This is a genomic window from Microbacterium sp., assembly GCF_035687345.1.
Taxonomy (GTDB): Bacteria; Actinomycetota; Actinomycetes; order Actinomycetales; family Microbacteriaceae; genus Microbacterium.
In genome coordinates, this window is the sequence record NZ_DASRXZ010000061.1 from 1 (window position 1) to 24,231 (window position 24,231).

Sequence of the window (24,231 nt, forward strand, 5' to 3'; positions counted from 1 at the left end):
GGTGAACTCAACCCGTCAGCGCAACAGTGCTTGGAGCCTATCGGCTGGGGTGTCGAAGTCGAGCGTCTTCCGAGGCCTCGAGTTCAGGCGGGCGGCAACGGCGTCGAGGTCGGCCTGGGTGAGGTCCTTCATGCTGAAGCCCTTGGGGAAGTACTGACGCAGCAGCCGATTCGTGTTCTCGTTTGTGCCGCGTTGCCAGGGGCTGCGCGGGTCGGCGAAGTAAACGTCGAGACCGGTGTTCGTCGTGACGGTCTTGTGGCCGGCGAGTTCCATCCCGCGGTCCCACGTCAGTGAGCGACGCAACTGCTCCGGCAGCAGATTCATCTCACGTGAGAGCCCCGCGGTGACGGACTCCATGTCACGGCCATCGACCTGGACCAGGACCGTGAACCGCGTCGCGCGTTCGACGACTGTCGCGATCTGCGTCCAATGACGACCGAGCAGGAGGTCTCCCTCCCAATGGCCCGGGATCGCGCGATCCTCAGCCTCGGCGGGGCGCTCGGAGATGGAGACGGCATCCTTGATCTGGGATCGCCATTGTCCGGTGACGTTGTTGTGGACGCTGCGCCGGATCGGCCGCCCGGATCGCAGATGCTTCTGCAGCTCTTTCGCCAGAACACCGCGGGACTGCACGAACAGGGACTTGTAGATCGTCTCGTGTGACACCCGCATCCCGCTCCCCGCCGGGTGGCGCTTCCGCAACGCGCCGGCGATCTGCTCGGGCGACCAGTCTTCCCGAAGGCGAGCGGCGACGTAACCACGCAGCACCGGGTTGCGGGCGAGCTTGCACTTCTGCGGACGCCGCGCACGTCGCCATGCACGATCGTCGGCATCGACGGCGCGATACCGGCGCGGACCCTTGTTCTTTGCGACCTCCCGACTGATCGTCGACGCTGGCCGGCCAAGCCGACGACCGATCGCCCGATACGACTCACCAGCCGCGAGGCCCCGGGAGATCTCCTCGCGCTCGACCAGGGTCAGCGTCCCGGGCCTACGCCGCTGCGGCGCCTGATAGAACCCGCCGAACGGCAACAGGATCGAGAAGATTGATCCCGGCGGGGACCCCACCGTTCGGGAGATCTCGCTGAGCGACGCTCCCGACTTCCACAACTCCCAAACCTGCTGCCTCCGATCCGAGGGCAACCCCGGCCTCCCGATCTTCGCCACACCACACCTCCGAGATGATCATCGACGGTGTTGCGCTGACGGGTTGAGTTCACCAGCGTGTTTTTCGCGAAGGAGCTCGACTGCCCCTGACCGAGATGATCCGGTTCATCACCGAACATCGGGATCGTTTCGGGGTCGAGCTCATCTGCCGTGTCCTCCGACCGGCAGTGCAGGGCTTCCTCACCTCCCGCGGCTACCGTGCCGCCGTCGGTCGCGCGCCGTCGGCCCGGCAGCTTCGGGACGACCTGCTGGTGCCGGAGGTCGCCAGGCTGCATGCGGACAACTACGGCGTCTACGGACGCCGGAAGATGCATTCGCTGATGCGCCGGCAAGGCTGGGACATCGGCCGCGACCAGACCGAACGGCTCATGCGCCTGGCCGGGGTGCGCGGCGTCCGAAAGTCGAAGCGAGTGTTCACCACACGCTCCGACAAGACGACCGTGCTGCCTGCGGACCTTGTCAACCGTCGCTTCAACGCCCCCGCGCCCAGGCGGCTCTGGGTCTGCGACATCACATATGTCGCGACCTGGTCCGGGTTCGCCTACGTCGCGTTCGTCACCGACGTCTACTCCCGTCGCATCGTTGGGTGGAACGTCGCATCGACGCTGCGGTCCGAGATCTTGCCCATGCAGGCGCTGGACATGGCCGCGTGGGGCGCCGGCGGCCGGCTCGACGGGCTGATCCACCATGCGGATCATGGGTCGAACTACACCGCGATGGTCTACACCGAGCGGATCGTCGAACTCGGCGCGGTCCCCTCCACCGGGACCGTCGGCGACAGCTTTGATAACGCGATGGCGGAGGCGGTGAACAACCTCTACAAGACCGAGCTGATCCGTCAGCGCGGCCCGTGGCGGACGGTCGAGCAGGTCGAGTTCGCGACCCTCGAGTGGGTTTGGTGGTGGAACAACCAGCGACTCCACGGCGAGCTCGACATGCGCACCCCGGTCGAGGTCGAGGACGCGTACTACGCTGACCTGGAATCAGCCCAGCCGGCACCTGCCGGACAAGGCTCCCGATAGGAACGAAAGTCAGGCCGATTCAACCTGATCCGAGACTAGGACCTGTACCTGTTACAGCCAGAGTCCTCAGGGAGAGGCAGGCAGGGTCGAAGGCTGACAGGGGGACCGTTCGATCTCGACGACACGACGAGGTCGCCTCAGCAGGAGGCGCCCCAGTTGATGACCGACGCTCAACGTGCCCAGATTTGCGATCTGTTTGCGAGGCGTCACCACCGCGCGGGAGCAGTTGGACATTGTGGCCGGGCCGACCGGCGTCCGGATCTTGTAGCGGGGCGGAAGGCCGACGCCCTGCCCGCCGAGAAAGTCAGACGGGTGTGCACTGGGTGACGATGAAGTTGTCGAACGGTGGCTCCCACTCTCCGTCGACCCAGTCGTCCTTGCAGTGATCGCAGAGGAGCATGTCGGCCTCGCCCTCCTTCGGGTACGGGCCGGGGAACCAGAGCACGACGTTCCAGCGGATAGGGCCGTGCTCGGCGCCTTCCGGGAGGTCGCAGACCATGCATTCACAGGACGGCTCATCGCCGAGGGTGAGCCGCCGGAGCGCTACGAGCTCGGCTCGTGATCTCATCTTCGAGGTGTTCATCGCACCTGCCTCCGTCCTCAGTGGGCACGTTCACCCGTGGTGACTATCCGACTGTTGGCCCGATGATCGCACGCACTCATGACATGGGCACCTACAGTTTTCGTAGGACACGACGATGTGATCCGGCGAGGAGTGAGCATGAGCGAGGTCGGCCGCCTTCCGAGTTCGTGCGAATCCGTCGCGCAGTTCAACGCGGCGCTGCTGGAGTGGCTGGCGCGGGCTGAACCGGGAGCGACGCTTGGAAGCGCTCACAGCAAGACGATGACGACGGTCCAGCTCGGCGACGAGCGCTGCGAACTCCGGGGAGGTAGCACGCGAGAGGGAGTGTGGGCGTATCTGGCCCGGGCGTTGGGGCGCCGAGGCGACTTCGCGGTCGTGAAGAGCACGAAGGGAGTTGTCCATCGCGTATCGCTGGGGGACTCTCTAGAGCGGATCCCCGGGTTCTACCTCTATACATCGACCGCTCATGACCACGCCAAGGTGATCGCGTCAAGAGATGGTGACCCGTTTGACATGATCGATCTGCATCTCAAGTTCAATCAGGCCCTCGCTCACCTCCATGCAACTGGCCACCAACGCCTGCGCGTGTACCCAGCCGCGGCCGACCTGGGATTGCGGTTCAACGTCCTCCTCGCAGAAGACATGGTGCGTGAGGACGAAGCGTGGCGTGCGCGGCCTGTCTGGCGGTGGAACGGCGGGGACCGGGTCGGCGACCTCCCAATCCGTCCGTCCACACCGGTCAGCGAGATCGCCCGCGCGATGATCGCCGATGCTGAGGACACGGGCATCGGAACCGACTGGTCCTACGGCGGCTGGTACGCCGAAGTGGTCGCAACCGCCGTCTCTCTCAGATCGGTTCCGCGTTTCGAAGGCGGTTGGCGCCTCGTGCCGGTAGGTATCCACCTGCCGTCGCCACCGCCACCGACAACCGGCTTGCCCGAGCAACGATGATCGCGATGAGCACCCGCTCCATCGATCTGTTCGATGATGTGCAGTACAGCGGCGGCCTCCCGAGCCAGGCGCACCCCTTCCAGGTGCGCGCGAGGCCGCATTCAGAGGCTCTCGCGGGACCGGAGACCCCCGTGCAACGCCGGAAACTCCCAGAGCTGCCTAGAACCTTCAGTCCGAACTGGCGCTGGAAAGTCTCATCTAGCTCTGGACTCGACACTTGGAGGGGATGACGGGAATCGAACCCGCGCTCTCAGCTTGGGAAGCTGATGTTCTGCCATTGAACTACATCCCCGGGCAGTGCTCGGCCAGCATAACAGGCGACCACGATCGGCCTCGATCCGCGAGCGGAGGACATATCCCGAAACGAGGATGCGGCGGCGGCATCCGTCCTCGTCTCGCGACATCTCCTCCGCTCGCGGTACCGCACGCCGGCAACCGACACGGCCCACCCACCGCGACACGGCGAAGCGGATGCCGCGGCATCCGTTCTAGTCTGGTCAACGTGCTGCTCAGCGACCGTGACATCCGCCTCGAGATCGGCGCCGGCCGCATCGGGCTGGACCCCTGGAACCCCGAGATGGTGCAGCCGTCGAGCGTCGACGTGCGCCTCGACCGGTACTTCCGGCTGTTCGACAACCACAAGTACCCGTTCATCGACCCCGCGCTCGATCAGCCCGACCTCACGCACCTCATCGAGGTGGATCCGAGCGAGCCGTTCATCCTGCATCCGGGGGAGTTCGCGCTCGGGTCGACGTTCGAGCAGGTGACGCTGCCCGATGACATCGCGGCCCGCCTCGAGGGCAAGTCGTCGCTCGGGCGACTCGGTCTGCTCACGCACTCGACCGCGGGATTCATCGACCCGGGGTTCTCGGGGCACGTGACGCTCGAGCTGTCGAACGTCGCAACACTGCCGATCAAGCTGTGGCCGGGCATGAAGATCGGGCAGCTGTGCTTCTTCCGACTGTCGTCGCCGACCGAGTCGCCGTACGGCTCGGGCCCGTACGGCAACCGCTACCAGGGACAACGGGGTCCGACGGCGTCGCGCTCGTTCCAGAACTTCCACGTGACCGACGTCGGCGTCAGCGATTCCGGTTCGCGCGGCGCCTGAGACACGGCGACCTCAGAAGCTCGTCACCAGGTCACCCAGCACCGACTTCAGCTTCGACGGGTCGGATGCGTCGTAGTAGTGCGCGCCGGTCGCACGCGAGATCGACTGCAGGGTCTGGGCGTCGGCATCCGCTCCGTACCCGAGCGTGAACACGAGCACCGGTGTCGAGCGGCGCAGCTCGCCGAGGTTCGCGAGCATCTCGTCGAGACCGATCGTCCGAGCATTCGGCGTGTCGTTCTCGCCGTCGCTCAGCAGCACGACCGCGTTGATGCGGTCGCGTGACCACGATTCGGCGTGCTGCGCGGTGAACCTGTCGACCGCTTGATACAGGGGCGTGTCGCCCAACGAGCGCACCTCGCCGAGTGCCGCGACCAACGCGTCGCGCGACGCCGCGATGTCGGCCGCCGCCACCAGCATCCCGGGCACCAGCGACCCGTTGGGCGCCTGCGCGAACGCGGCGAACCCGACGTCGTCGCCGGCGGTGAAGTGGTCGAGCGCCGCCTCGATGGCCGCGGCCGCCTGCGCGAGCTCTGTGTCGGCGTCTGAGGTCGGGTCGTCCATCGAGCCCGACACGTCGAGCAGAAACAGCACGTTCGCGCGCTTTCGCACCTCGGGAAACGCGGTTTGCACGGCGGTCACGACATCGGCCTCGGGGAGGGTGAGCACTCCGTCGCGGTCGACGGCCAGGTTCCCGACGCGAGCCACCTCGGGCGCGAGGGTGTGGTTGAGGTCCCGGTGCCCCGAGGCGCGCACCGCCTCCTGACCCTGCTTCGTGAGCGTGAAGCGGATGAAGTCCGCCGCCGCCTCAGCCTCGACCGGATCGATCCAGGTCCCGGCCAGGCGGATCGCCGGGTTGTCGGCGGTGTAATACCCGTCGCGCGGGTAGATCGCGGTGAGCTGCAGCTGTTCTGCGGGGGCTTCCCCCTGCACGGTGGTCACGCCGTCGCGGCTCGTGACGCCTCGGTTGTGGTCCCACACCGCCTTCTCGTCGACGACCATGGCCGACAGGAAGTCGCCGGCCGTACCGGATGCCTCCGCCTCTCGCGCGTGCCACAGGAAGTGCGCCGGCGTGGCCAGGTAGTGGCTCGTGGCGAGCTCGTTCTCGTGCGCGGCTGCCTTGATCGCGGCATCCGCGACCTGCGCCGCGGTGAACGCGTCGAGGGAGCCCGCCGCGGTCCCGAACGATGCGAACATCGCGACCTCGCCGGACGTAGCCACCAGCGGACTCGTCTTGCCGAGCGTGAACGTGCCCCATTCGGCGTGGCCGAGAGCGCTCCACAGGTCGGGGTCGCCCGCCGCCTGAAACACCTCGGTCCACGTCGGGGCGTCCTCGTCCCACCCGATGGCCTCGGCGAGCGGTTGCGGCATCGCGAGCACGATGTGCGAGTACGCGATGCTCGTGCCCTCGGCGTGCAGCACGGTCGCACCCTTCGCGAGTGCGACATCGACCCACGTCGACGAGTCGGGCAGCCACACGGTGGGCTTCCGGTCGTCGGCGAGCGAGGCGAAGCCGGATGCCACGGCATCCGAGGCTCGACCCGACATGTCGCTGCTCGCGTCGACGGTGACACACGACCCGGCCACGTTGCGGGGCAGCCTGTTGTAGGCGTCGGCGAGGTGCTCGATCAGCTGCGCGTTCTCCAACGACGAGAGCACCCGAACGACCGAGCACGGCTCGGAGCCCGCCGTCACGGCCGGCTCATCGTCGGGGAAGACGATCGACTCGCGCGTGGGCGTCGGCGTCGGTGTGGGCTCGGGCGTCGTCGCCGATTCCTCCATGGGAACGGCGATCGCCGAGACGATCATCGTCGAGACGGCTCCGACGGCCGCCAGGAGCACGACCATGCCGGCCACCGTCGACGACACCACGAGCAGGCGGCGACGACGGCGGCGCCGCATGCGCCGCTCCTCGATCGCCGAGGGGATCCGGCCGCTCACCGCGCCGGCTCCGCGGCTGTCGACCCATGCGCGCTCCGGGAGAGGGGATGCGCGGCACGGAGGCCGCCGCGGATGTCTCCGGGCATGTGCGGAACACCTCAGGTCGGGGGGCACCTGAGCCGGTCGGGGCCGGCGTTGCGGCAAGCCTAGCGCCGGGGGTTCGCCGCGAGAAGAAGGGGCACCGGACCATGCCGGTGCCCCTGATGCGCTGGAACGCGGTGACGGATGCTCAGGCGGTCCGCTCCTCGCGGCCGCGCGCGTACCCGGCGTCGAAGCCGCGCTCGTACGCGTGCTCGGCGTCGTGCGAGCCGTGCTGGTGGCCGAAGCCGTGGGCGGCGCCGTGCTCATGGGCGTGAGCGCCGTGCGTGTGGGCGCCGTGCATGTGGGTGCCGTGGCATCCGTGCTCGTGCCACCCGTGTGGGTGACCGGGGCCGAACGCCGGGGGGAACCCGTGCCGGAACCCGGGGTCGAATCCGCGGCCGTAGCCGGGCCCGAACCCGCCGAAGCGTCCGCGGCGCCCGCGGCCGAAGTTGCGGCCTCGCTCGGCCCAGGTCTGGTCGTCCCAGCCGAGCTCACGGGCGATCGCCTCGAGCGAGGCCATCGTCGTGGCGAAGTCCTCGGGAGAGACGGCGCCCGAGACGCGTGCGCGGAGCTCGTCGGCGATCGCGCCGAGACGCTCCTTGGCGGCGCGGCCCTCGTCGGTGAGAGCCCACGTGCCGTCGCCCTGCTCCTCGATCCAGCCGCGCTCCTCGAGGCGGCGGAGGTGCTTGCCCTTGCGGGCGAGGCGATCGGCCAGGCCGGGCGCCTCGACGTCGCCGGACAGCGCGTTGAGCGTCATCCAGTCGCGCCGCGTGATGCCTTCCTTCTCGAAGGCCTCGGCGAACTGCCGGGTGAGCAGGTCGTCGACGACGGGCAGCCAGTAGCCGAACGGTCGTCGCTGGGTGGGGATGTCGTTCGCCTCGTCGTGCGAGTCGGCGTGGTCGTGGGTTTCGAAGTCATCGGAGTGCATGTGTGCGGTCCTTTCGCGTGCCGCGAGAGCGGCGATGGATTCCGGCGCGGACCCGGCCGGAGGGGATGTATGTCGAATGACATGTACTTGTAGTGTGACATGCATCACAAGTACATGTCAAGGTGCATGTAAATTGAGAGCGTGCCGAATCCCGCTCAAGACCCCGTCGACGCGATCGCCGCCGCCCTGGCGACCCTGAGGGGAAGACGGATGCCGCGCCCCGACGCGCGCGACCATGACGCGCACCACGGGCACCGCGGTCGCCACGGCCCTCCGTGGATGCACGGCGGCCCGCACGGGCGCGGCGGCCCTGACGGTGGGCCCCACGGGTTCGGCGGACCGCCGTGGGCGTGGGGCGCCCGCGTCGGCGGCCCCGCGCGGCTGCGCCTGCTCGAGGCGCTGGATGCGGCATCCGACACACTCTCCGTCAGCGAGATCGCGGACGCGATCGGCGTGGACCAGCCACGCGCCTCACGGCTCGTGCAGCAGGGCGTCGAGCTCGGCGTCGTGCGTCGCGAGGCCGACCCCGACGACGCGCGGCGCACGCGCGTTGCTCTCACGGATGCGGGGCGTCAGCTCGTGCGAGGCTTCCGCGGCGAGCGGCGCGAGGCGATCGACGCCGCGCTCGCGGACTTCACCGAGTCCGAGCGCCTCGAGCTCGCGCGCCTGCTGACGAAGCTGGCCGACGCGTGGCCGCGCTGACTTAGCCGGCTGCGCGGTCGCGCTGCGGCGACGCGTGCGACGGGAACCGCACGAGCAGCAGCAGCACGAGGCCGATCGCCAGCACGATCGCGATGCCCAGCACGCCCCAGATCGTCGCACCGAACGCCGCGATGAACAGGGTCCACATCGCCGGTGCGAGGAAGCTCGCGACTCGACCGGTCGTCGCGTAGAGGCCGAAGATCTCGCCCTGCATGCCCTCGGGCGTGACGCGCGCGAGCAGCGACCGGCTCGCCGCCTGCGCGGGTCCGACGAAGGCCGACAGCACGAGCCCTCCGATCCAGAACACGAGCTTGCCGGTGTCGTGGAGCAGGAACAGGAGGATCGCCATCGCGATGAGCCCGGTGAGCGCGAACACGATCACGTTGCGGGCGCCGAAGCGGTCGTCGGCGCGTCCCGCGAAGATCGTCGACACGCCGGCCACGACGTTCGCGGCGATCGCGAAGATGAGCACCTCGTTGCTCGTGAAGCGGAACGAGATCGCCGCGAGGATGCCGCCGAATGCGAAGACTCCCGCGAGGCCGTCGCGGTACACCGCGCTCGCGAGGAGGAACCAGAACGTCGGCCGGTGCACGCGGAACAGCGCCGCGATGTCCTTCACGAGCACGACGTACGACCGGAAGAAGCCGACCTTGGGCCCCCGGCTCGCGGGCGGAGCCTCGGGGACGTTGAAGAAGAGGGGCAGCGCGAACACGATCGTCCACACGGCGCATCCGACCGCGATGACGCGATAGGCCATGCCGTTCGAGGTGTCCATGCCGAACCACTCGAGCTGGGTGAGCACGACGACGAGCGTCAACGCGACGATGCCGCCGATGTAGCCGAGACCCCAGCCCAGGCCGCTCACGCGCCCGATCGTCTTCGGCGTCGAGACCTGCACGAGCATCGCGTTGTAGTTGACCCCCGCGATCTCGGACACGACGGCGCCCAGTGCGAGCACGATCGCGCCGTACCAGAAGTACGCGGGATCGGCCTGCGCGAAGAAGAGCGCGAACTGCACCAGCGCGAGCAGCACCGTGAACACGATGAGCCAGCGCTTCTTGCGCCCCGACCGATCGGCGGTCTGACCGAGCACGGGCGCGAGCAGGAGGATCACGACGCCGGCGAGCGTCGTCACGAGTCCGTAGCCGCTCGACAGGTCGGCGAGCGCCCGCTCCTTCGCGGGGTCGTCATCGGCGAGGGCGGCGAGGGCGGGGGGCAGGAAGTTCGCTGAGACGAGGTACAGCGACGCGAACACGAACGTCAGCAGCACCGAGTTGAAGGGCTGCGCCGCCCAGTCCCACAGTGCCCACGAGATGACCTGCTTGCGCGGCACCGCCTTCTCGGACCCCGCGTTCTCGAAGACCTCGCCGTACGCGGGGAGCGCGAGCGTGTTCGCGGTCGCCGGAAGGTCGGCGGAGCGCCTCGATTCGGGCTGGGCGGCGGGCGGGTCGGGTTCCATGTGCGTCACGCTATGGTCCTTCGGTGAACGGCGGGTGCACCGACTCGGCGGGTGGGCGAGACGGATGCCGCGGGCGCGTCGTTGCGCCGCTCGCTCAGGCTACGGGGTGACCGTGCTCTGGAGCCACGAGAGGCCTGCCACGCGGCGTTCCGGAGCAAACTTGAGCCGTGCCGACTCAACTTTCTTGACAGCGAGTTTCGCAGGGGTTACGCTTGAGTCAGGTCGGCTCAAGATCCGATATGACGCGGGATCGGGCATCCGACCCCACAAGACTTTCACGCAGAACCAACCCGGGTCCGCCTTCTTCGACGGGCCCGCCATGAAAGAGAGAAGAAACACATGGCACGTGCTGTTGGAATCGACCTCGGAACGACGAACTCCGTCGTCGCCGTACTCGAAGGCGGTGAGCCCAAGGTCATCACGAACGCCGAGGGCTTCCGCACGACCCCGTCCGTCGTCGCGTTCACGAAGGACGGCGAGGTGCTCGTCGGCGAGACCGCGAAGCGCCAGGCCGTCACGAACGTCGACCGCACCGTCTCGTCGGTCAAGCGCCACATGGGCACCGACTGGACCTTCACCGTCGACGGCAAGAAGTGGACGCCGCAGGAGATCTCTGCCCGCATCCTCCAGAAGCTCAAGCGCGACGCCGAGCAGTACCTCGGCGACGCGGTGACGGATGCTGTCATCACCGTCCCCGCGTACTTCAACGACGCCGAGCGCCAGGCCACGAAGGAGGCCGGCGAGATCGCGGGCCTGAACGTCCTGCGCATCATCAACGAGCCCACGGCCGCCGCGCTCGCGTACGGCCTCGACAAGGGCAAGGAGGACGAGCTCATCCTCGTCTTCGACCTCGGTGGCGGCACCTTCGACGTCTCGCTGCTCGAGGTGGGCAAGGACGACGACTTCTCCACGATCCAGGTGCGCGCGACGGCCGGCGACAACCGCCTCGGCGGCGACGACTGGGACCAGCGCCTCGTCGACTACCTCATCAAGCAGTTCAAGGACACGACCGGCGTCGACGTCTCGAACGACCGCATCGCGCTGCAGCGCCTCAAGGAGGCCGCCGAGCAGGCGAAGAAGGAGCTGTCGAGCTCGACCTCGACGAGCATCAACCTGCCGTACCTGTCGCTGACCGAGTCGGGCCCCGTGTCGCTCAGCGAGACGATCACGCGCGCGAAGTTCGAGGACCTCACGAAGGATCTCCTCGACCGCACCAAGAAGCCGTTCGAGGACGTCATCCGCGAGGCCGGCATCAAGGTGTCCGACATCGACCACGTCGTGCTCGTGGGCGGTTCGACGCGTATGCCCGCCGTGAGCGAGCTCGTGAAGCAGGAGACCGGCGGCAAGGAGCCCAACAAGGGCGTCAACCCCGATGAGGTCGTCGCCGTGGGCGCCGCCCTGCAGGCCGGTGTCCTCAAGGGCGAGCGCAAGGACGTGCTGCTGATCGACGTCACCCCGCTGAGCCTGGGCATCGAGACCAAGGGCGGCATCATGACGAAGCTCATCGAGCGCAACACCGCCATCCCGACAAAGCGCAGCGAGACCTTCACGACGGCCGACGACAACCAGCCGTCCGTCGCGATCCAGGTCTTCCAGGGGGAGCGCGAGTTCACTCGCGACAACAAGCCGCTCGGCACGTTCGAGCTGACCGGCATCGCGCCGGCGCCGCGTGGCATCCCGCAGATCGAGGTCACGTTCGACATCGACGCGAACGGCATCGTGCACGTGTCCGCGAAGGACAAGGGCACGGGCAAGGAGCAGTCGATGACGATCACCGGCGGCTCGTCGCTGCCCAAGGAGGACATCGACCGGATGATCCGCGAGGCGGAGGAGCACGCGGCCGAGGACAAGAAGCGCCGCGAGTCCGCCGAGACGCGCAACCAGGCCGAGACCCTCACCTACTCGATCGAGAAGCTGATCAAGGAGAACGAGGACAAGCTCCCCGAGGAGGTCAAGAACTCGGTGCAGGGCGACGTCGACGCGCTCAAGACGGCGCTCGCCGGCGACGACGACGACGCGGTGAAGGCCGCGTACGACAAGCTGTCGCAGTCCCAGTCGCAGCTCGGCGAGGCGATCTACCAGGCCGGCCAGGCGGCCGGCCAGAACCCCGACCCGGCGGCGAACGAGCCCGGTGGCGGCAACGTGCCGAACCCCGAGGAGGACGTGATCGACGCTGAGGTCGTCGACGACGAGGACGAGAAGAAGTAACGATGGCTGACAAGGACCGAAACGCGAATCCTGGGCCCGAGGGGCCCGAAGGCGAAGAGGTCCGTCCGGACGAGGAGGGGTCGGAGGCTCAGGCCTCCGGCCCCGTCCCGCAGGACGGAACGGAAGCCGAGGCAGCGGCCGAAGGCGAAGACGAGCTCACGGTCGACGACATCCTGGGTGCGCCCCAGAACGCGGATGCCGCGGCTGAGGACGCCGTGATCGCCGACCTCGAGTCGCAGCTGCTCGACGATCTCAAGCGCCTGCAGGCGGAGTACGCCAACTACCGGCGCCGCACCGAGGAGCAGCGCGAGATCGAGATCGAGCGCGCGAAGGGCTCCGTCGCGAAGGGGCTGCTGCCCGTGCTCGACGACCTCGACCGCGCCGAGAAGCACGGCGACCTCGAAGAGGGCTCCGCCTTCGCCGTGATCGCAGAGAAGGTGCGCGGCGTGGCCGAGCGTCTGGGCATGGTCGCCTACGGCGAGGCGGGCGAGCCGTTCGACCCGCAGCACCACGAGGCGATCCTTCAGGCGCCGACGCCCGGAACGACCGAGCCCACCGTTCTCGAGGTCGTCGAGGTGGGGTACCGCCTCGGTGAGGTCGAGTTGCGACCGGCGAAGGTCGTCGTCGCGGTGCCGGCGGAACCTGAGGCGGGCTCGGGGGGCCAGGCGTAGCCCATGGCCAGCCAGGACTGGTTCGACAAGGACTTCTACAAGATCCTCGGCGTATCCAAGGATGTGTCCGACGCGGATCTGAAGAAGACCTATCGCAAGCTCGCGCGCAAGTACCACCCCGACAGCAATCAGGGTGACGCCGCCGCCGAGACGAAGTTCAAGGAGATCAGCGAGGCGTACTCGGTGCTCTCCGATCCCGAGCAGCGCGCGGAGTACGACCAGATCCGCGCGATGGGCTCGGGCGCGCGGTTCACGGCGAGCGGCCAGGGCGCCGGCGGGTTCGAGGACGTCTTCTCGGTGTTCACGCAGGGCCGTGGTGCGCGCTACCAGGGCGCGGACTTCGACGACATCTTCTCGATGTTCAACCAGCAGCCCACCGGCGGCTTCGGCTCGGGGCGCTTCGGCCAGCCGAGCGGCGGCTTCCGCGGATACGGCGGACCGACGCGCGGCGCCGACGTCACGGCGCGCACGACGATCGACTTCGTCACCGCGACCAAGGGCGAGACGATCACGCTCCAAGGCGAGGACGGCAAGCCGTTCAAGGTGAAGATCCCGGCGGGCGTCGCCGACGGTCAGCGCATCCGCCTGCGCGGGCGCGGTCGCCCATCCCCCGACGGGGGCGAGAACGGCGACATCGTCGTGCTCGTGAACGTGCGGCCGCATCCGGTGTTCACGCGCGACGGCCTCAACCTGCGCGTGACCGTGCCGGTCACGTTCACCGAAGCCGCGCTCGGCGCGACGATCGAGGTGCCGACGCTCGGCGGCGACCCCGTGAAGCTCCGCGTCGCACCCGGCACGCCGTCAGGTCGCGTGCTGCGCGTGAAGGGCCGTGGGGTGAAGACGCAGAAGGGCACGGGCGATCTCCTCGCCGAGGTGCAGGTGGTCGTGCCGTCCCACCTCGACGAGAGGGCGCGCGAAGCGCTCGAGCGCTTCCGCGAGCTCGAGCCGAAGGAGAACCCGCGCGCCGACCTGTTGGCGAAAGCGCGGAGTTGACGTTGTGCGAAGGGCGGTGAGGAGCGATGGGCCAGAACGACGAGATCGATGAAGAGGCGCCGATCCTCTCCATCGCCGTCGCCGCTGAGCTGTCGGGGCTGCATCCGCAGACCCTCCGGCAGTACGACCGGCTGGGCCTCGTCGTTCCCGCTCGCACGCAGGGCGGCTCCCGCCGATACTCGCTGCGTCACGTCGAGCAGCTCCGCCAGGTGGCGCGCCTGTCGAGCGACGGCATGAGCCTGCCGGCGATCGCGCGCATCCTCGAGCTCGAGGAGCGCGTTCGCGTGCTCCACCGCCAGGTGAGCGAGCTCGAGCAGCGCGTGCGCGCCGAGCTCGAGAACCGCCCGGGCGCACGTGTGTTCGCCGCGGGACCGACGGGCTCGGTCGTGCGGCTGCGCCACGGGACCCGCGTGCGCCGCGCGACCGACATCGTGCTGTGGCGTCCGCGCCCCGACATCGCGGCGCCCGAAGGGGACTGACTAGTCCGCCGAGAGTCGGATCGCGAGTGCACGATCTGTCGTCGAGCGCACGACTTCGCGACGCATCCGGGTCGTGCACTCGGCGCGAAGCCGTGCACTCGGCGATCCGGGGCCCGATACCCGTGCGCGACGACAGCGCCTTCCGGCACACTGGGGGCACGCTCAGCGAGGTCGTCGAAGGGGGCGAGCATGAGCCAGTCGAGCGTGTCCACCGAGTCGCTCACCCTGCGCAATCTGATCCTGCTGTCGATCCCCGCACTCGTGATCGGCGTCGCCTCCGCAGTCGTGCTGTGGGTGCTCGACATCGCGGCGGACTGGCTGTCGGTGCTCCTCTGGGACAGCCTGCCGCAGGTCTTCGGCGCGACCGGCGCCACGCCGTGGTGGATCATCGCGGTGCTCACGCTCGTCGGCCTCAGCGTCGGGCTCGTCGTGCAGTTCGTGCCCGGACACGCCGGTGCGGACTCCGCGATGACGGAGCTGGCGGGACCGCCGCCGAAGATCATCGCAGTGCCGTCGATCCTTCTCGTCGTGCTGATCGGTCTCGCGGGTGGTGTGAGCCTCGGCCCCGAGAACCCCGTCATCGCCATCAACGCCGCGCTCGCGGTGACGATCATCGGACGACTGACGTCGAAGATCCCCCCGCGGCTCGTGGCGCTCCTCGCGACCGCCGCGACGATCGGGGCGCTGTTCGGCACGCCCGTCGCGGGCGCACTCGTGCTTCCCGGCATGGTGGCAGCCGTCGTCGGAGGCGGCAGCCTGTGGGACAAGCTGTTTCTCCCGCTCGTCGCCGGCGGAACAGGCGCGGTGACGATGCTGCTGCTCGGCGGCAACCCCATCGCGTTCGAGCTCGAGCCGATGGGCGACATCGCCCCCGTCTTCCTGCTGTGGAGCGCCGTCGTTGCGGTCGTCGCCGCCGTCGTGATCGTCGTCGCATCCGTGTTGCTCCACGTCGTGCATCGCGCGTTCCACGCGTTGCGGCATCCGGTCATCTTCACGACCCTCGGCGGCCTCGTGCTCGGCGTCCTGGGCGCGATCGGCACTCCCATGACGATGTTCAAGGGCCTCGATCAGGCGGCCGAGCTGCTGTCCGATCCCGGCGACTACTCTCCGCAGCAGCTCTCGCTGTTCGTGGCGATCAAGGTCGTGGCGCTCGTCGTCGCCGCCGCGGCCGGGTTCCGAGGCGGCCGCATCTTCCCCGTCATCTTCATCTCCGTCGCATTCGGACTCCTCGTGAACGCGCTCTTCCCGGCGGTGCCGATCGCGCTCGCGGTCGCGAGCGCGGCGATGGGCATGGCCCTGGCGGCGACACGCGACGGCTGGATCGCGATGTTCGTGGCTGTCGCGATCGTAGGCGACGTGCACGTGCTGCCGATCCTGTGCCTCACGATCCTCCCCACCTGGCTCGTCGTCACGCGGGCGCCGAAGCTGCTCGTCACCCGCCGGGCGGGTGATCCGCGACCCGAATGGGCGTGACGGCGCCCAGGGCGTCGGAGGCGTGCGGCACACTGAGGGCATGGCGACGCTGCGAGACGTCCGCGAGATCGCACTCGCCCTTCCCGGCACGTTCGAGAAGGTCGACGGGCACCGGGGCGGGGCCGGCTGGCGCACCGACAGGGGACTCTTCGCATGGGAGCGCGGCCCGAGCAAGGCGGATCTCGCCAAGCTCGAGCAGCTCGGGCGCGAGTGGCCGCCGGGTCCGGTGATCGGGGTCCGCACCGACGGCCTCGATGCGAAGGAGGCGCTCCTCGCGAGCTTGCCCGACATCTTCTTCACGATCCCGCACTTCGACGGGTACCCCGCTGTGCTCGTCCGCCTCGACTCGATCGACGTCGGCCACCTGCGCGAGATCGTGGCGGATGCGTGGCTCGTGAAGGTCTCCCGCACGGTCGCGAAGCAGTGGCTCGCCGAGCAGGGCCTCGACGCCGACTGACCGGCTCGACAAGCCGGTGCGTCTAGATGGCGGTGTCGACGAAGAGCTCGTAGTCGCGGCGCGACAGCTCCGCGTACGCGTACGCCCACTCGAGGATCGCCTCGCCCACGACCCGGCCGTTTCCGATGTAGCCGGCGACCGCGGGCGCGACGACGGCCTGCGCGTGGGCACGCGCGAGCACCGCCGCGCACGCATCCGCGTAATGCCGGAACGGCACGTCGTCGAGCAGCTCGGTGTCGATGCCGCCCTTCATGTCCCGGAACTGGCGGACGTAGAAGTCGATGCCCCGCACCGCCCGCAGGTGCCCCAGCATCGGATCGGAGAGCGCCTGCAGGATGCGCTGCAGCGCGACGACCCGACCGCCCTCGCCGTGCTGCTCGATATACGCCGAAACCTCGGCGGGCTGCTCGATCCTGCCGTGTTCGATGAGCACGCTCCGGCCGGCCTCTTTCGCCTGGAGCAACAGCGCGTTGCCGTCGCCGTCCTGCAGCAGCACCAGCGCGCATTGCGTGCCGACGCTGCCGACGCCCACGACGCGCCGAACGATGTCGGTCATGACGTAATGCCGCATGAGCAGGCGGATGTCGACGTGGACCGACTCCGTGTACCGCCGGATCGCCTCGAGGATGTTCTCCTCGACGACCTCGTCGACGTGCGTCATCGTCGGCGGCGCCTCGACGAACCGCAGGCGGCCGTCCTCGCCGCGCTCGGTGAGCTTGCGCGCGGCGCGCTCGCCCGTGCGGTGCTTCGCCTCACGCATCGCCTTGCGCATCGTGCTGCGCGTCTCGGCGTCGAGCTCGCCGAAGACGGCCTTCGGGTCGAAGTGCAGGTAGTAGCGATCCGTGGGGCTGGTCGCCGCGACCGCCGCCAGCTGGCGCGCATACGTGCGCACTGCCGACAGCGCCGCCTCCTCGACCACGCGCTGATTGCGGTTCACCGCCTGGCCCGAGATGACGATGCTCGTGACGAGCCGCTTCACGTCCCACTCCCACGGCGCCCATGCGCCCTCGTCGAAGTCGTTGAGGTCGAACACGAGCGTGCGCTGGGGCGACGCGTAGAACCCGAAGTTCGCGACGTGCGCGTCGCCGCACGACGGGACGAGGATGCCCGTGCTCGGACCGGCCGCGAGGTCCGCCGCCATGATCGCGGCCGTCCCGCGGTAGAACGCGAACGGGCCCGCCGCCATGCGCTCGACGCGCAGCGACACGAGGTCGGGCACACGCGTCGCGTTCTGCGCCTGGATGATGCCGATCGGGTCGCGCCGGCCGTCGCCCAGCCGCGAGAGCCGGCTGCGCGGCACATCGCGTCGGCGATCGCGGCCCTCGGCCTCGCGCGCACCGTGGTCGGGAAGAAGCGGGGTCGGCGACATCGCATGCTCCTCACGCGTCCGCAGCGCACGTGGCTGATCTGCGATCACTGTATTGCCGCGGCCCCGCGGCGGCGAGGCGGTCGCGTGGCGGACGCCGCGCGCCGTGCACGCGGCGGGGAGGGTGCGGCCTAGCCTGGGCCTCGTGAAGCGCAGCGATCCGGCCGCCGCGGCATCCGCCCCCGTCCTCTCTCCGACGCTGCGGGTGCTCATCGGACTCGCAGCCGCGGTCATCGCGCTCGCGGGGCTCTTCTTCGCACGCGAGGTGGTGGGGCCGCTCGTGCTCGGGGCGGTGCTCGTGATCATCTGCCACCCGGTGCGGCATCCGCTCGAGCGGTGGGGGTGGCCGAGGTGGGCGGCGACGACCGCGGTCATCGTCGTCGCGTACCTCGTGGTGGCGGCGCTCGCGCTCATGCTCTTCTGGTCGGGCGTCGAGTTCACGCGCCTCGTGATCGACTTCCAGGACGAGTTGCAGGATTTCGCCGCATCCGTCGTCGAGTGGCTGCATTCGGTCGGCCTCGACGAACAGGCGGCGGATGCCACGGCATCCGTCCTCCGTCCCTCCAACGTCATCGCGTTCGTGACGTCGCTCAGCGGCACGGTCGTCGGTGTGCTCACGGCGCTGTTCTTCGTGCTGGCGTACGTGATCTTCATGGCCGCGGATGCCGCGCGGTACTCGCGCGCCGAGTCGTCGTTCGGGGCGACCGCGCGGCCCGCGCTGACGCGCTTCAAGAGGTACAGCTCGGGCGTGCGCCGGTACTACGTCGTGAACGCGTCGTTCGGCGCGATCGTCGCGATCATCGACGGCCTCGCGCTCTGGGCGGTCGGCGTACCGGCGCCGGTGGTGTGGGCGATCCTCGCGTTCGTGACGAACTTCATCCCGAACATCGGCTTCGTGCTGGGGCTCATTCCGCCCGCGGTGCTCGCCTTGGTCGTGGGCGGGTGGCCGCTCATGCTCGTCGTGGTCGCGATCTACATCGTCGTGAACGTCGTCCTGCAGGTGCTCGTGCAGCCGAAGTTCGTGAGCGACGCGGTGAGTCTGAGCCTCACGCTGAGCTTCTTCTCGGTGATCTTCTGGACCTTCGTGATCGGACCCCTCGGCGCGATCCTCTCGATCCCGCTCACACTCCTCGTGCGCGCGCTCGTGCTCGAGGGCGATCCCGACGCGCGCTGGCTGCGCTGGCTGTCGGGCGATGCGGATGCCGCGCGCCCGCAGCGATCCGCCGCGACGTGACGCCGCGGTGGTCCGGCCGGGGCCGGTTCAGCTCAGCAGCTTCGCCTTCGCGGCCGCGAACTCCTCGTCGCTGAGCACGCCCGCTTCCTTGAGCGATGCGAGCTTCTGCAGCTCGGCGACGACGTCGACGCCGCCGGCCGGCGCCGCGGGCGGTGCGGTCGCGGCGGGCGGGGCTGCGGCCTGGGCCGCGGCCTGCTGCTGCTGCGCGGCCTGCGCCTGCTGCTGCGCGGCCTCGTACTGCTGCTGCTGCTCCTGCGCCTTCTTCTGCTGCTTCGCCTGCATGCTTCCGCTCACGGCGGTCGCGGTGCCCGCGACGACGGCGGTGCGTGCGGCGAGGCCCACGAGCCCGGGTCGTCCCACTCTGCGTACGAGCATCTCTCTCCTCCTCAGTCCTCGGCGTCGGCTTCTGCCACGACCGCCTCGAGCTCCGCTTCGAGTTCCGCGTCGGCCAGGTCGGCGACGGCATTCACCACGGGTGCCGGGATGCGCTCCGACGTGAGCACGACTCCGCCGGACGCGGCGAGCCGGCTCGCGAGCTCGCGCACGAACGCGAGCTCGATCGCGACGACCGCGGCCGAGCTGCCGGGCGGCACGTGCTCCGCGAAGCCGACGATGTCCTCCTCGCCCGTGATGCCGAGGGCCGCGAGCTCGTAGTCTCCCAGCCCGTACTCGTCGAGTTCCTCCTCGATCTCGATGACGTCGACGTCGCCGCTCTCGGACTTGCTCACGATGACGAAGTCGAGGAGCCGCACGAGTCCGCTCTCGACGAGGTCGAACAGCCCGGACATCACACTCGGATCCGGGCGCTCGCCCTCGAACCCGATGAGGAAAAGCTCCACGGGTCCGTACCTGAACTCGGCCATACTCGTCCCTTCCTCGCCAGCCCGACGACATCGTCGGCGCTTGCCGGGGCACCATCCTCGGCGCCCCGTCGCCGTTGGAGTTCAGTATCGCGGCGCGGAAACGAGTGCGCCAGAGCGCCTGTGCGTGGGATGCGAGAGTCCGGACCTCAGCCCGCGACGCTCTCGTTCACGCGATCGCGCCACTCGAGCAGGGGCTTCAGCTGAGCGAGGTCGTAGTCGGGACCGTCGAGGGCCGGGATGAGGAACCGGAACCCGAGCTCGTGCAGCCGGTCGAGCCGGCCGTCGAGCAGCGCGCCGAAGCCGCGCACGGTGTAGCCCGTCGACAGCTCGATCTGCGCAGGGTCGCGGCCCTCGCGCGCGCACCAGTCGTGCAGCACGCCGATCTTGCGCGGCAGGTCGTCGAGCCGCGTGAAGGTGTGCCAGATGTCGGCGTACCGCGCCACGAGCCGCAGCGTCTTGCGCTCGCCCTGCCCGCCGATGAGCACGGGGATCTTCCGGGTGGGCGGCGGTTTGAGCACATCCCACCGACGCAGGATGCGGGGCAGATCCGCGGCGAGGTCGTCGAGGCGCGAGCCGACCGTGCCGAACTCGTACCCGTACTCGTCGTAGTCGCGCTGTGCCCAGCCCGACCCTGTGCCGAAGATGAGGCGGCCGGTGCCCGTGGCCCGTGCGCTCAGGTGGTCGACAGTCCGCGCCATGTCGGCTTGCAGGTCAGGGTTGCGGTACGAGCTGCAGTTCACGAGTGGGCCGAATTCCACGCGCTCGGTCATCTCGGCCATCGCCGCGAGCAGGGTCCACGCCTCGAAGTGCTCGCCGTCGTACGGCGGCGTCAGCGGGAAGAAGTGGTCCCAGTTGAACACCGCGTCCACTCCGATGTCCTCCGCGCGCAGCACCGCATCGCGGAACTGACCGATCGTCGCGTGCTGGGGTGACAGCTGCACGCCGATGCGGACGGGGCGACCGGATGCCGGATGCACCGTGGCGGCGGCAGAGTCGGCGGTCGGGGGAACGTCGGTGTTCGTGCTGGTGGGGGTCATGGCATCCGTCTCTGTCAGGGTTCGATGCGCAGCACGGTCGGCGCCTCGCCGATCGTGAGGTCGTCGACGACGCGCAGCGTCCGGGCGAGGTCGTCGACCGCGTCGATCACCGTGCCGAAGCGCTCGCGGTCGCTGCACACGGCGGTCAGCGTCACGAAGTGGGTGCCCGTGTCCCACGTGTACGTCGCGAAGGGGGGCGTGCGGCCGTCGCTCGGCAACGGCATCACGAGACGCTCGCCCATGCCGAGGTGAGGGTTGCGGAAGTCCTCGGTGTCGTCGTACTCGATGGGCATCATCGCGCGCGCGGCGCGCAGCTGCGGTGTCGCCTCCTGCACCTGGGCCATCGCGACGAGCAGGTCGGGGTCGCTGCGCCACACCCACACGAGCACGCGTCCACCCGCACGGCGGATGAGGAACGGTGCAGCCTGGCTCATGACCCACGCCATCGCGCCGCTGGCCGGCCGCTCGGCGGCGCCCATCGCGCGATTGGCCTGCGTGAGCAGCATCCGTATCGCCGCCTTGCGGTGCCGTCTGCCCCGCAGACCCAGCGATCCGGTCACGGGAACCCAGCGGTCGGCGGGTGCGTCGGCCTGCAGTCGGGGCATTCATCCAGGGTAGATGGCCTGGCGCACCCGGGGTCCGGATGGCCCCTCGGGTACAGTTGATTGGCCGCAGTGCCCCCGACGGCCTCAGCAGATTGGCAGCCCTCACCCGTGACCGATCCCGCGACGCCCGACGACTCCCGCGCCGACGCCGTGCCCCCTCGATCCGACCGAGAGGCGGCCACGAAGCGTCCGCTCACAGTCCTCATCGGCGCCGACACGTTCCTCCCGCACGTGAACGGTGCCGCGCGCTTCGCCGAGCGCCTGGCGGCGGGGCTCGTCGCGCGCGGGCACAACGTGCACGTCTCGGCGCCGAGCGCCGGCCACCGCAACCACGGCACATTCGTCGAGACGATCGAGGGGCAGCAGATGACCGTGCACCGGCTGCCGTCGTGGCGCTGGTACCCGCACGATTGGCTCACGTTCGTGCTGCCGTGGATGTCGAAGCACTACGCGCGCAAGGTGCTCGACGAGGTCGAGCCCGACGTCGTGCACATCCAGTCGCACATCGTGATCGGGCGTGGGCTCGCCCGAGAGGCGCGCAAGCGGGGCATCCCGATCATCGCGACCAACCACGTGATGGCCGAGAACATCGTCGACTTCACGACCCTGCCGCCCGTCCTCGACAATCTCGTCGTGAGGCTCGCATGGCAGGACGCTGAGCGCACCTTCAAGATGACGCGCGCGGTGACCACGCCGACGCGCAGGGCCGCCGACTTCCTCGAGGCGACCATCGACATCAAGGGTGTGATCCCGGTCAGCTGCGGCATCGAGGCGTCCAACTACCAGGCCGACCTCACGCCGCGTGACGCGAACCGCCTCATCTTCGTCGGGCGCCTCACGACCGAGAAGCAGATCGACGTGATCCTGCACGCGATGGCGAAGCTCGACCCCGCGCTCGACGTGACGTTCGACGTCGTCGGCAACGGCGACCAGCGCCGCAACCTCGAGCACCTCACCGCGAAGCTCGGGCTCGCCGAGCGTGTGACGTTCCACGGCTACACGAGCGACGAGGAGCTGCGTGCGCTCCTCACGCGCGCGAGCGCGTTCGTCATCGCGTCGATCGCGGAGCTGCAGTCGATCGCGACGATGGAGGCGATGGCCTCAGGGCTGCCGGTGATCGCCGCGAACGCGGTCGCACTGCCTCACCTCGTGCACGACGGCGAGAACGGCTACCTCTTCGAGCCGGGGAACGTCGACCAGCTCGCCGAGCTCATCACGAAGGTGCTCACGCAGACGCCCGAAGAGCGGCTGCGCATGCAGAAGGCCTCGCTCGAGGGCGTCAAGGTGCACGACATGACCCGCACGCTCGAGACGTTCGAGGCGCTGTACCGCGGCGAGCCGCTGCCGGAGTGACGACGTGCACGTCGTGATGTTCGGCGACCAGCACCTCGCGACGATGGGTGGGGCGCAGGTCTCGATGCGGCTGCAGCAGCGCTTCCTCGAGAAGGCCGGGCACACCGTGACCGTGGTGGCGCCGGCGCTTCACGGTCGCGCAAGACAGCGACTGATCGGCGGCGACGACGCGTTCGTGGACCTGCCGTCGATTCCCATCACCCCCGATCGGGAGTACGCGTTCACGTGGCCGGGCCGGCGCGCCGACCGGTTCGTCGACACTGCGCTCGCGAAGCGCCCGCCGGTCCACCTCGTGCACGTTCAGGGCGACTTCTGGGGGGCGTTCATCGGCCACCGGTTCGCCGCCCGCCACGGTCTGCCGGTCGTCCACACGATGCACAATCGCGTCGATGTCGGGATCGAGGCGACGACGCCCTTCCCCAAGCTCGTGCTCGGTGTGCTCAACGCGTGGCAGCAGCGCGTGGCCGCCGGACCTCTGCGCATGCCGGGTCGCGACGGATGGACGTACCTGCGTCGATTCGCCGAACTGGCGGATGCTGTCACCGCACCGTCCTCGCACTTCGCGCGGCGCCTCGAGGAGAACGGCGTTCTCCCCGGAGGCAAGCGCGCCGCGAGGCGGAGCGTCGACGTGGTGTGGAACGGCATCGACGACGACGTGCTCGACGAGGTGCTCGGGACCGCGGGGGATCAACGCGAGCCGGGGCCGCCGCGCTTCGTGTGGCTGGGTCGCATGAGCCCCGAGAAGCGGCTGCTGCCGTTCCTGGAGGCGGTCGCGGAGTCGGGTGTCGTCGCCGACGTGATCGTCGTCGGGGGAGGACAGCAGCTGCGCGCGGCGCAGCGCATCGTCGAGGAGCGGAAGCCCGCGGCATCCGTCTCGTTCGTCGGCCGGTTGAGCTACCCCGAGACGCTTCGCATGATCCAGCGCGCCGACGCGGTCGTGCAGACCTCGATCGGCTTCGAGACGCAGGGCATGACCATCTTCGAGGCAGCGTCCCTGGGGACGCCGTCGCTCGTGAGCGACCCCGATCTGGCGCGTGAGCTGGGGTCGGGGCTGTGGCAGGTGGCGGACGACGCGGATGCCGCGGCAGAAGTGGCCGCGCTGGCGGAGGCCCTGCGTCGGGCGGCCGCCGACATCGAGGCGGGTGAGGCGCCCGAGCCGGATCCGGAGATCCGCGAACGGTTCCGCCAGTCGTCGCGCACGGCGGCGATGGTGGACGTCTACGACCGCGTGCGGTCCTGACGCACCGCCGTCGCCGCGCGCGAGCGGATCAGGCCAGGCGGGTCCGGTCGAAGGGGACCCGGTGGAAGTCGTCGCTCGAGAGCCGCGCGAAGGTCGCGACGAGTCCGGCGACGGCGAGGGCACCGAATGCGATGAGGATCAACATGGCAGAAACGCTACGCTTGCAATGATCCTGCCACGAGTGGCAGGATGGACACCGTTCGCACGAATCCTGCCACGTCAGCACCGGAGGTACTCATGAAGACGGTCGCCTGCATCGTCACCGAGGGTTTCGCGCCGTTCGAGTTCGGCGTCGCGTGCGAGGCCTTCGGTC

Annotated in this window: 23 protein-coding genes and 1 tRNA gene; 13 read left to right on the top strand and 11 right to left on the bottom strand. The window is 69.3% G+C overall.

What is annotated here, in order from left to right; all coding sequences use genetic code 11:
• Positions 1-15 precede the first annotated feature (15 nt).
• On the bottom strand, positions 16-1,167 hold the full coding sequence (locus VFF97_RS07370) for an IS30 family transposase (protein WP_325032844.1): 1,152 nt from the start codon (positions 1,165-1,167) through the stop codon (positions 16-18).
• 95 nt (positions 1,168-1,262) lie between these two features.
• On the opposite strand from VFF97_RS07370, the gene VFF97_RS07375 reads away from it, so the two are divergent.
• Positions 1,263-2,189: an IS3 family transposase gene (locus tag VFF97_RS07375; protein ID WP_325032845.1), complete on the top strand. Its 927-nt coding sequence runs from the start codon at positions 1,263-1,265 to the stop codon at positions 2,187-2,189.
• A 304-nt stretch (positions 2,190-2,493) separates the two neighbouring features.
• Here the strand turns inward: VFF97_RS07375 and VFF97_RS07380 are convergent, their stop codons facing one another.
• A complete protein-coding gene (locus VFF97_RS07380) occupies positions 2,494-2,688 on the bottom strand; it encodes a hypothetical protein (protein ID WP_325032846.1) in 195 nt (64 codons plus the stop codon).
• 222 nt (positions 2,689-2,910) lie between these two features.
• Between VFF97_RS07380 and VFF97_RS07385 the strand changes: the two genes are divergently transcribed.
• A complete protein-coding gene (locus VFF97_RS07385) occupies positions 2,911-3,723 on the top strand; it encodes a hypothetical protein (protein ID WP_325032847.1) in 813 nt (270 codons plus the stop codon).
• 218 nt (positions 3,724-3,941) lie between these two features.
• Here VFF97_RS07385 and VFF97_RS07390 read toward each other — a convergent pair.
• Positions 3,942-4,015 (bottom strand) — tRNA-Gly (locus VFF97_RS07390).
• Positions 4,016-4,225: 210 nt separating this feature from the next.
• Here VFF97_RS07390 and dcd point away from each other — a divergent pair.
• Complete coding sequence (gene dcd, locus VFF97_RS07395; RefSeq protein WP_325032848.1) at positions 4,226-4,831, top strand: dCTP deaminase; 606 nt, start codon at positions 4,226-4,228, stop codon at positions 4,829-4,831.
• A 12-nt stretch (positions 4,832-4,843) separates the two neighbouring features.
• On the opposite strand, the gene VFF97_RS07400 is transcribed toward dcd, so the two are convergent.
• A complete protein-coding gene (locus VFF97_RS07400) occupies positions 4,844-6,730 on the bottom strand; it encodes a vWA domain-containing protein (protein WP_325032849.1) in 1,887 nt (628 codons plus the stop codon).
• Between the two features lie 268 nt (positions 6,731-6,998).
• Positions 6,999-7,778 (bottom strand): hypothetical protein, encoded by a 780-nt coding sequence (locus VFF97_RS07405; RefSeq protein WP_325032850.1) that lies wholly within the window; start codon positions 7,776-7,778, stop codon positions 6,999-7,001.
• Positions 7,779-7,919: 141 nt separating this feature from the next.
• Here VFF97_RS07405 and VFF97_RS07410 point away from each other — a divergent pair, with 141 nt between their 5' ends.
• Positions 7,920-8,480 (top strand): MarR family winged helix-turn-helix transcriptional regulator, encoded by a 561-nt coding sequence (locus tag VFF97_RS07410; protein ID WP_325032851.1) that lies wholly within the window; start codon positions 7,920-7,922, stop codon positions 8,478-8,480.
• Position 8,481: 1 nt separating this feature from the next.
• Here the strand turns inward: VFF97_RS07410 and VFF97_RS07415 are convergent, their stop codons facing one another.
• A complete protein-coding gene (locus tag VFF97_RS07415) occupies positions 8,482-9,939 on the bottom strand; it encodes an MFS transporter (protein WP_325032865.1) in 1,458 nt (485 codons plus the stop codon).
• A 339-nt stretch (positions 9,940-10,278) separates the two neighbouring features.
• Between VFF97_RS07415 and dnaK the strand changes: the two genes are divergently transcribed.
• From dnaK to VFF97_RS07445, 6 genes are all read left to right on the top strand, one after another.
• On the top strand, positions 10,279-12,147 hold the full coding sequence (dnaK, locus tag VFF97_RS07420) for a molecular chaperone DnaK (RefSeq protein WP_325032852.1): 1,869 nt from the start codon (positions 10,279-10,281) through the stop codon (positions 12,145-12,147).
• A gap of 2 nt (positions 12,148-12,149) precedes the next feature.
• Positions 12,150-12,818: a nucleotide exchange factor GrpE gene (locus VFF97_RS07425; protein ID WP_325032853.1), complete on the top strand. Its 669-nt coding sequence runs from the start codon at positions 12,150-12,152 to the stop codon at positions 12,816-12,818.
• A 3-nt stretch (positions 12,819-12,821) separates the two neighbouring features.
• A complete protein-coding gene (locus VFF97_RS07430) occupies positions 12,822-13,811 on the top strand; it encodes a DnaJ C-terminal domain-containing protein (RefSeq protein WP_325032854.1) in 990 nt (329 codons plus the stop codon).
• 26 nt (positions 13,812-13,837) lie between these two features.
• Positions 13,838-14,290 (top strand): heat shock protein transcriptional repressor HspR, encoded by a 453-nt coding sequence (locus VFF97_RS07435; protein ID WP_325032855.1) that lies wholly within the window; start codon positions 13,838-13,840, stop codon positions 14,288-14,290.
• A 189-nt stretch (positions 14,291-14,479) separates the two neighbouring features.
• On the top strand, positions 14,480-15,763 hold the full coding sequence (locus tag VFF97_RS07440; RefSeq protein ID WP_325032856.1) for an ion channel protein: 1,284 nt from the start codon (positions 14,480-14,482) through the stop codon (positions 15,761-15,763).
• Positions 15,764-15,803: 40 nt separating this feature from the next.
• Positions 15,804-16,220 (top strand): hypothetical protein, encoded by a 417-nt coding sequence (locus tag VFF97_RS07445; protein WP_325032857.1) that lies wholly within the window; start codon positions 15,804-15,806, stop codon positions 16,218-16,220.
• A 22-nt stretch (positions 16,221-16,242) separates the two neighbouring features.
• On the opposite strand, the gene VFF97_RS07450 is transcribed toward VFF97_RS07445, so the two are convergent.
• On the bottom strand, positions 16,243-17,589 hold the full coding sequence (locus VFF97_RS07450) for a DUF2252 domain-containing protein (RefSeq protein ID WP_325032858.1): 1,347 nt from the start codon (positions 17,587-17,589) through the stop codon (positions 16,243-16,245).
• Between the two features lie 142 nt (positions 17,590-17,731).
• Between VFF97_RS07450 and VFF97_RS07455 the strand changes: the two genes are divergently transcribed.
• Complete coding sequence (locus VFF97_RS07455) at positions 17,732-18,820, top strand: AI-2E family transporter (protein ID WP_325032859.1); 1,089 nt, start codon at positions 17,732-17,734, stop codon at positions 18,818-18,820.
• A gap of 27 nt (positions 18,821-18,847) precedes the next feature.
• Here the strand turns inward: VFF97_RS07455 and VFF97_RS07460 are convergent, their stop codons facing one another.
• The 4 genes from VFF97_RS07460 to VFF97_RS07475 form a co-directional block, all read right to left on the bottom strand.
• Complete coding sequence (locus VFF97_RS07460) at positions 18,848-19,195, bottom strand: SHOCT domain-containing protein (protein ID WP_325032860.1); 348 nt, start codon at positions 19,193-19,195, stop codon at positions 18,848-18,850.
• Positions 19,196-19,206: 11 nt separating this feature from the next.
• Positions 19,207-19,683, bottom strand: a complete 477-nt coding sequence (locus tag VFF97_RS07465) for a DUF6325 family protein (protein ID WP_325032861.1) — start codon at positions 19,681-19,683, stop codon at positions 19,207-19,209.
• A gap of 146 nt (positions 19,684-19,829) precedes the next feature.
• Positions 19,830-20,720 (bottom strand): LLM class F420-dependent oxidoreductase, encoded by an 891-nt coding sequence (locus VFF97_RS07470; RefSeq protein ID WP_325032862.1) that lies wholly within the window; start codon positions 20,718-20,720, stop codon positions 19,830-19,832.
• A 14-nt stretch (positions 20,721-20,734) separates the two neighbouring features.
• Positions 20,735-21,325 (bottom strand): hypothetical protein, encoded by a 591-nt coding sequence (locus VFF97_RS07475; protein ID WP_325032863.1) that lies wholly within the window; start codon positions 21,323-21,325, stop codon positions 20,735-20,737.
• A gap of 108 nt (positions 21,326-21,433) precedes the next feature.
• On the opposite strand from VFF97_RS07475, the gene VFF97_RS07480 reads away from it, so the two are divergent.
• Entirely contained in the window at positions 21,434-22,678 is a 1,245-nt protein-coding gene (locus VFF97_RS07480) for a glycosyltransferase (RefSeq protein ID WP_414684236.1), read from the top strand.
• 4 nt (positions 22,679-22,682) lie between these two features.
• Complete coding sequence (locus VFF97_RS07485; protein WP_325032864.1) at positions 22,683-23,918, top strand: glycosyltransferase; 1,236 nt, start codon at positions 22,683-22,685, stop codon at positions 23,916-23,918.
• Positions 23,919-24,231 lie beyond the last annotated feature (313 nt).

Bases quoted from the DNA above. Each gene is read 5' to 3' on its own strand.
- VFF97_RS07380 (WP_325032846.1), bottom strand. From the start codon at position 2,688: ATGGTCTGCGACCTCCCGGAAGGCGCCGAGCACGGCCCTATCCGCTGG.
- VFF97_RS07415 (WP_325032865.1), bottom strand. From the start codon at position 9,939: ATGGAACCCGACCCGCCCGCCGCCCAGCCCGAATCGAGGCGCTCCGCC.
- VFF97_RS07430 (WP_325032854.1), top strand. From the start codon at position 12,822: ATGGCCAGCCAGGACTGGTTCGACAAGGACTTCTACAAGATCCTCGGC.
- VFF97_RS07440 (WP_325032856.1), top strand. From the start codon at position 14,480: ATGAGCCAGTCGAGCGTGTCCACCGAGTCGCTCACCCTGCGCAATCTG.
- VFF97_RS07375 (WP_325032845.1), top strand. From the start codon at position 1,263: ATGATCCGGTTCATCACCGAACATCGGGATCGTTTCGGGGTCGAGCTC.
- VFF97_RS07470 (WP_325032862.1), bottom strand. From the start codon at position 20,720: ATGACCCCCACCAGCACGAACACCGACGTTCCCCCGACCGCCGACTCT.
- VFF97_RS07405 (WP_325032850.1), bottom strand. From the start codon at position 7,778: ATGCACTCCGATGACTTCGAAACCCACGACCACGCCGACTCGCACGAC.
- VFF97_RS07425 (WP_325032853.1), top strand. From the start codon at position 12,150: ATGGCTGACAAGGACCGAAACGCGAATCCTGGGCCCGAGGGGCCCGAA.
- VFF97_RS07475 (WP_325032863.1), bottom strand. From the start codon at position 21,325: ATGCCCCGACTGCAGGCCGACGCACCCGCCGACCGCTGGGTTCCCGTG.
- VFF97_RS07465 (WP_325032861.1), bottom strand. From the start codon at position 19,683: ATGGCCGAGTTCAGGTACGGACCCGTGGAGCTTTTCCTCATCGGGTTC.
- VFF97_RS07460 (WP_325032860.1), bottom strand. From the start codon at position 19,195: ATGCTCGTACGCAGAGTGGGACGACCCGGGCTCGTGGGCCTCGCCGCA.
- VFF97_RS07400 (WP_325032849.1), bottom strand. From the start codon at position 6,730: ATGCGGCGCCGCCGTCGTCGCCGCCTGCTCGTGGTGTCGTCGACGGTG.
- VFF97_RS07450 (WP_325032858.1), bottom strand. From the start codon at position 17,589: ATGTCGCCGACCCCGCTTCTTCCCGACCACGGTGCGCGCGAGGCCGAG.
- dnaK (WP_325032852.1), top strand. From the start codon at position 10,279: ATGGCACGTGCTGTTGGAATCGACCTCGGAACGACGAACTCCGTCGTC.
- VFF97_RS07385 (WP_325032847.1), top strand. From the start codon at position 2,911: ATGAGCGAGGTCGGCCGCCTTCCGAGTTCGTGCGAATCCGTCGCGCAG.
- VFF97_RS07445 (WP_325032857.1), top strand. From the start codon at position 15,804: ATGGCGACGCTGCGAGACGTCCGCGAGATCGCACTCGCCCTTCCCGGC.
- VFF97_RS07435 (WP_325032855.1), top strand. From the start codon at position 13,838: ATGGGCCAGAACGACGAGATCGATGAAGAGGCGCCGATCCTCTCCATC.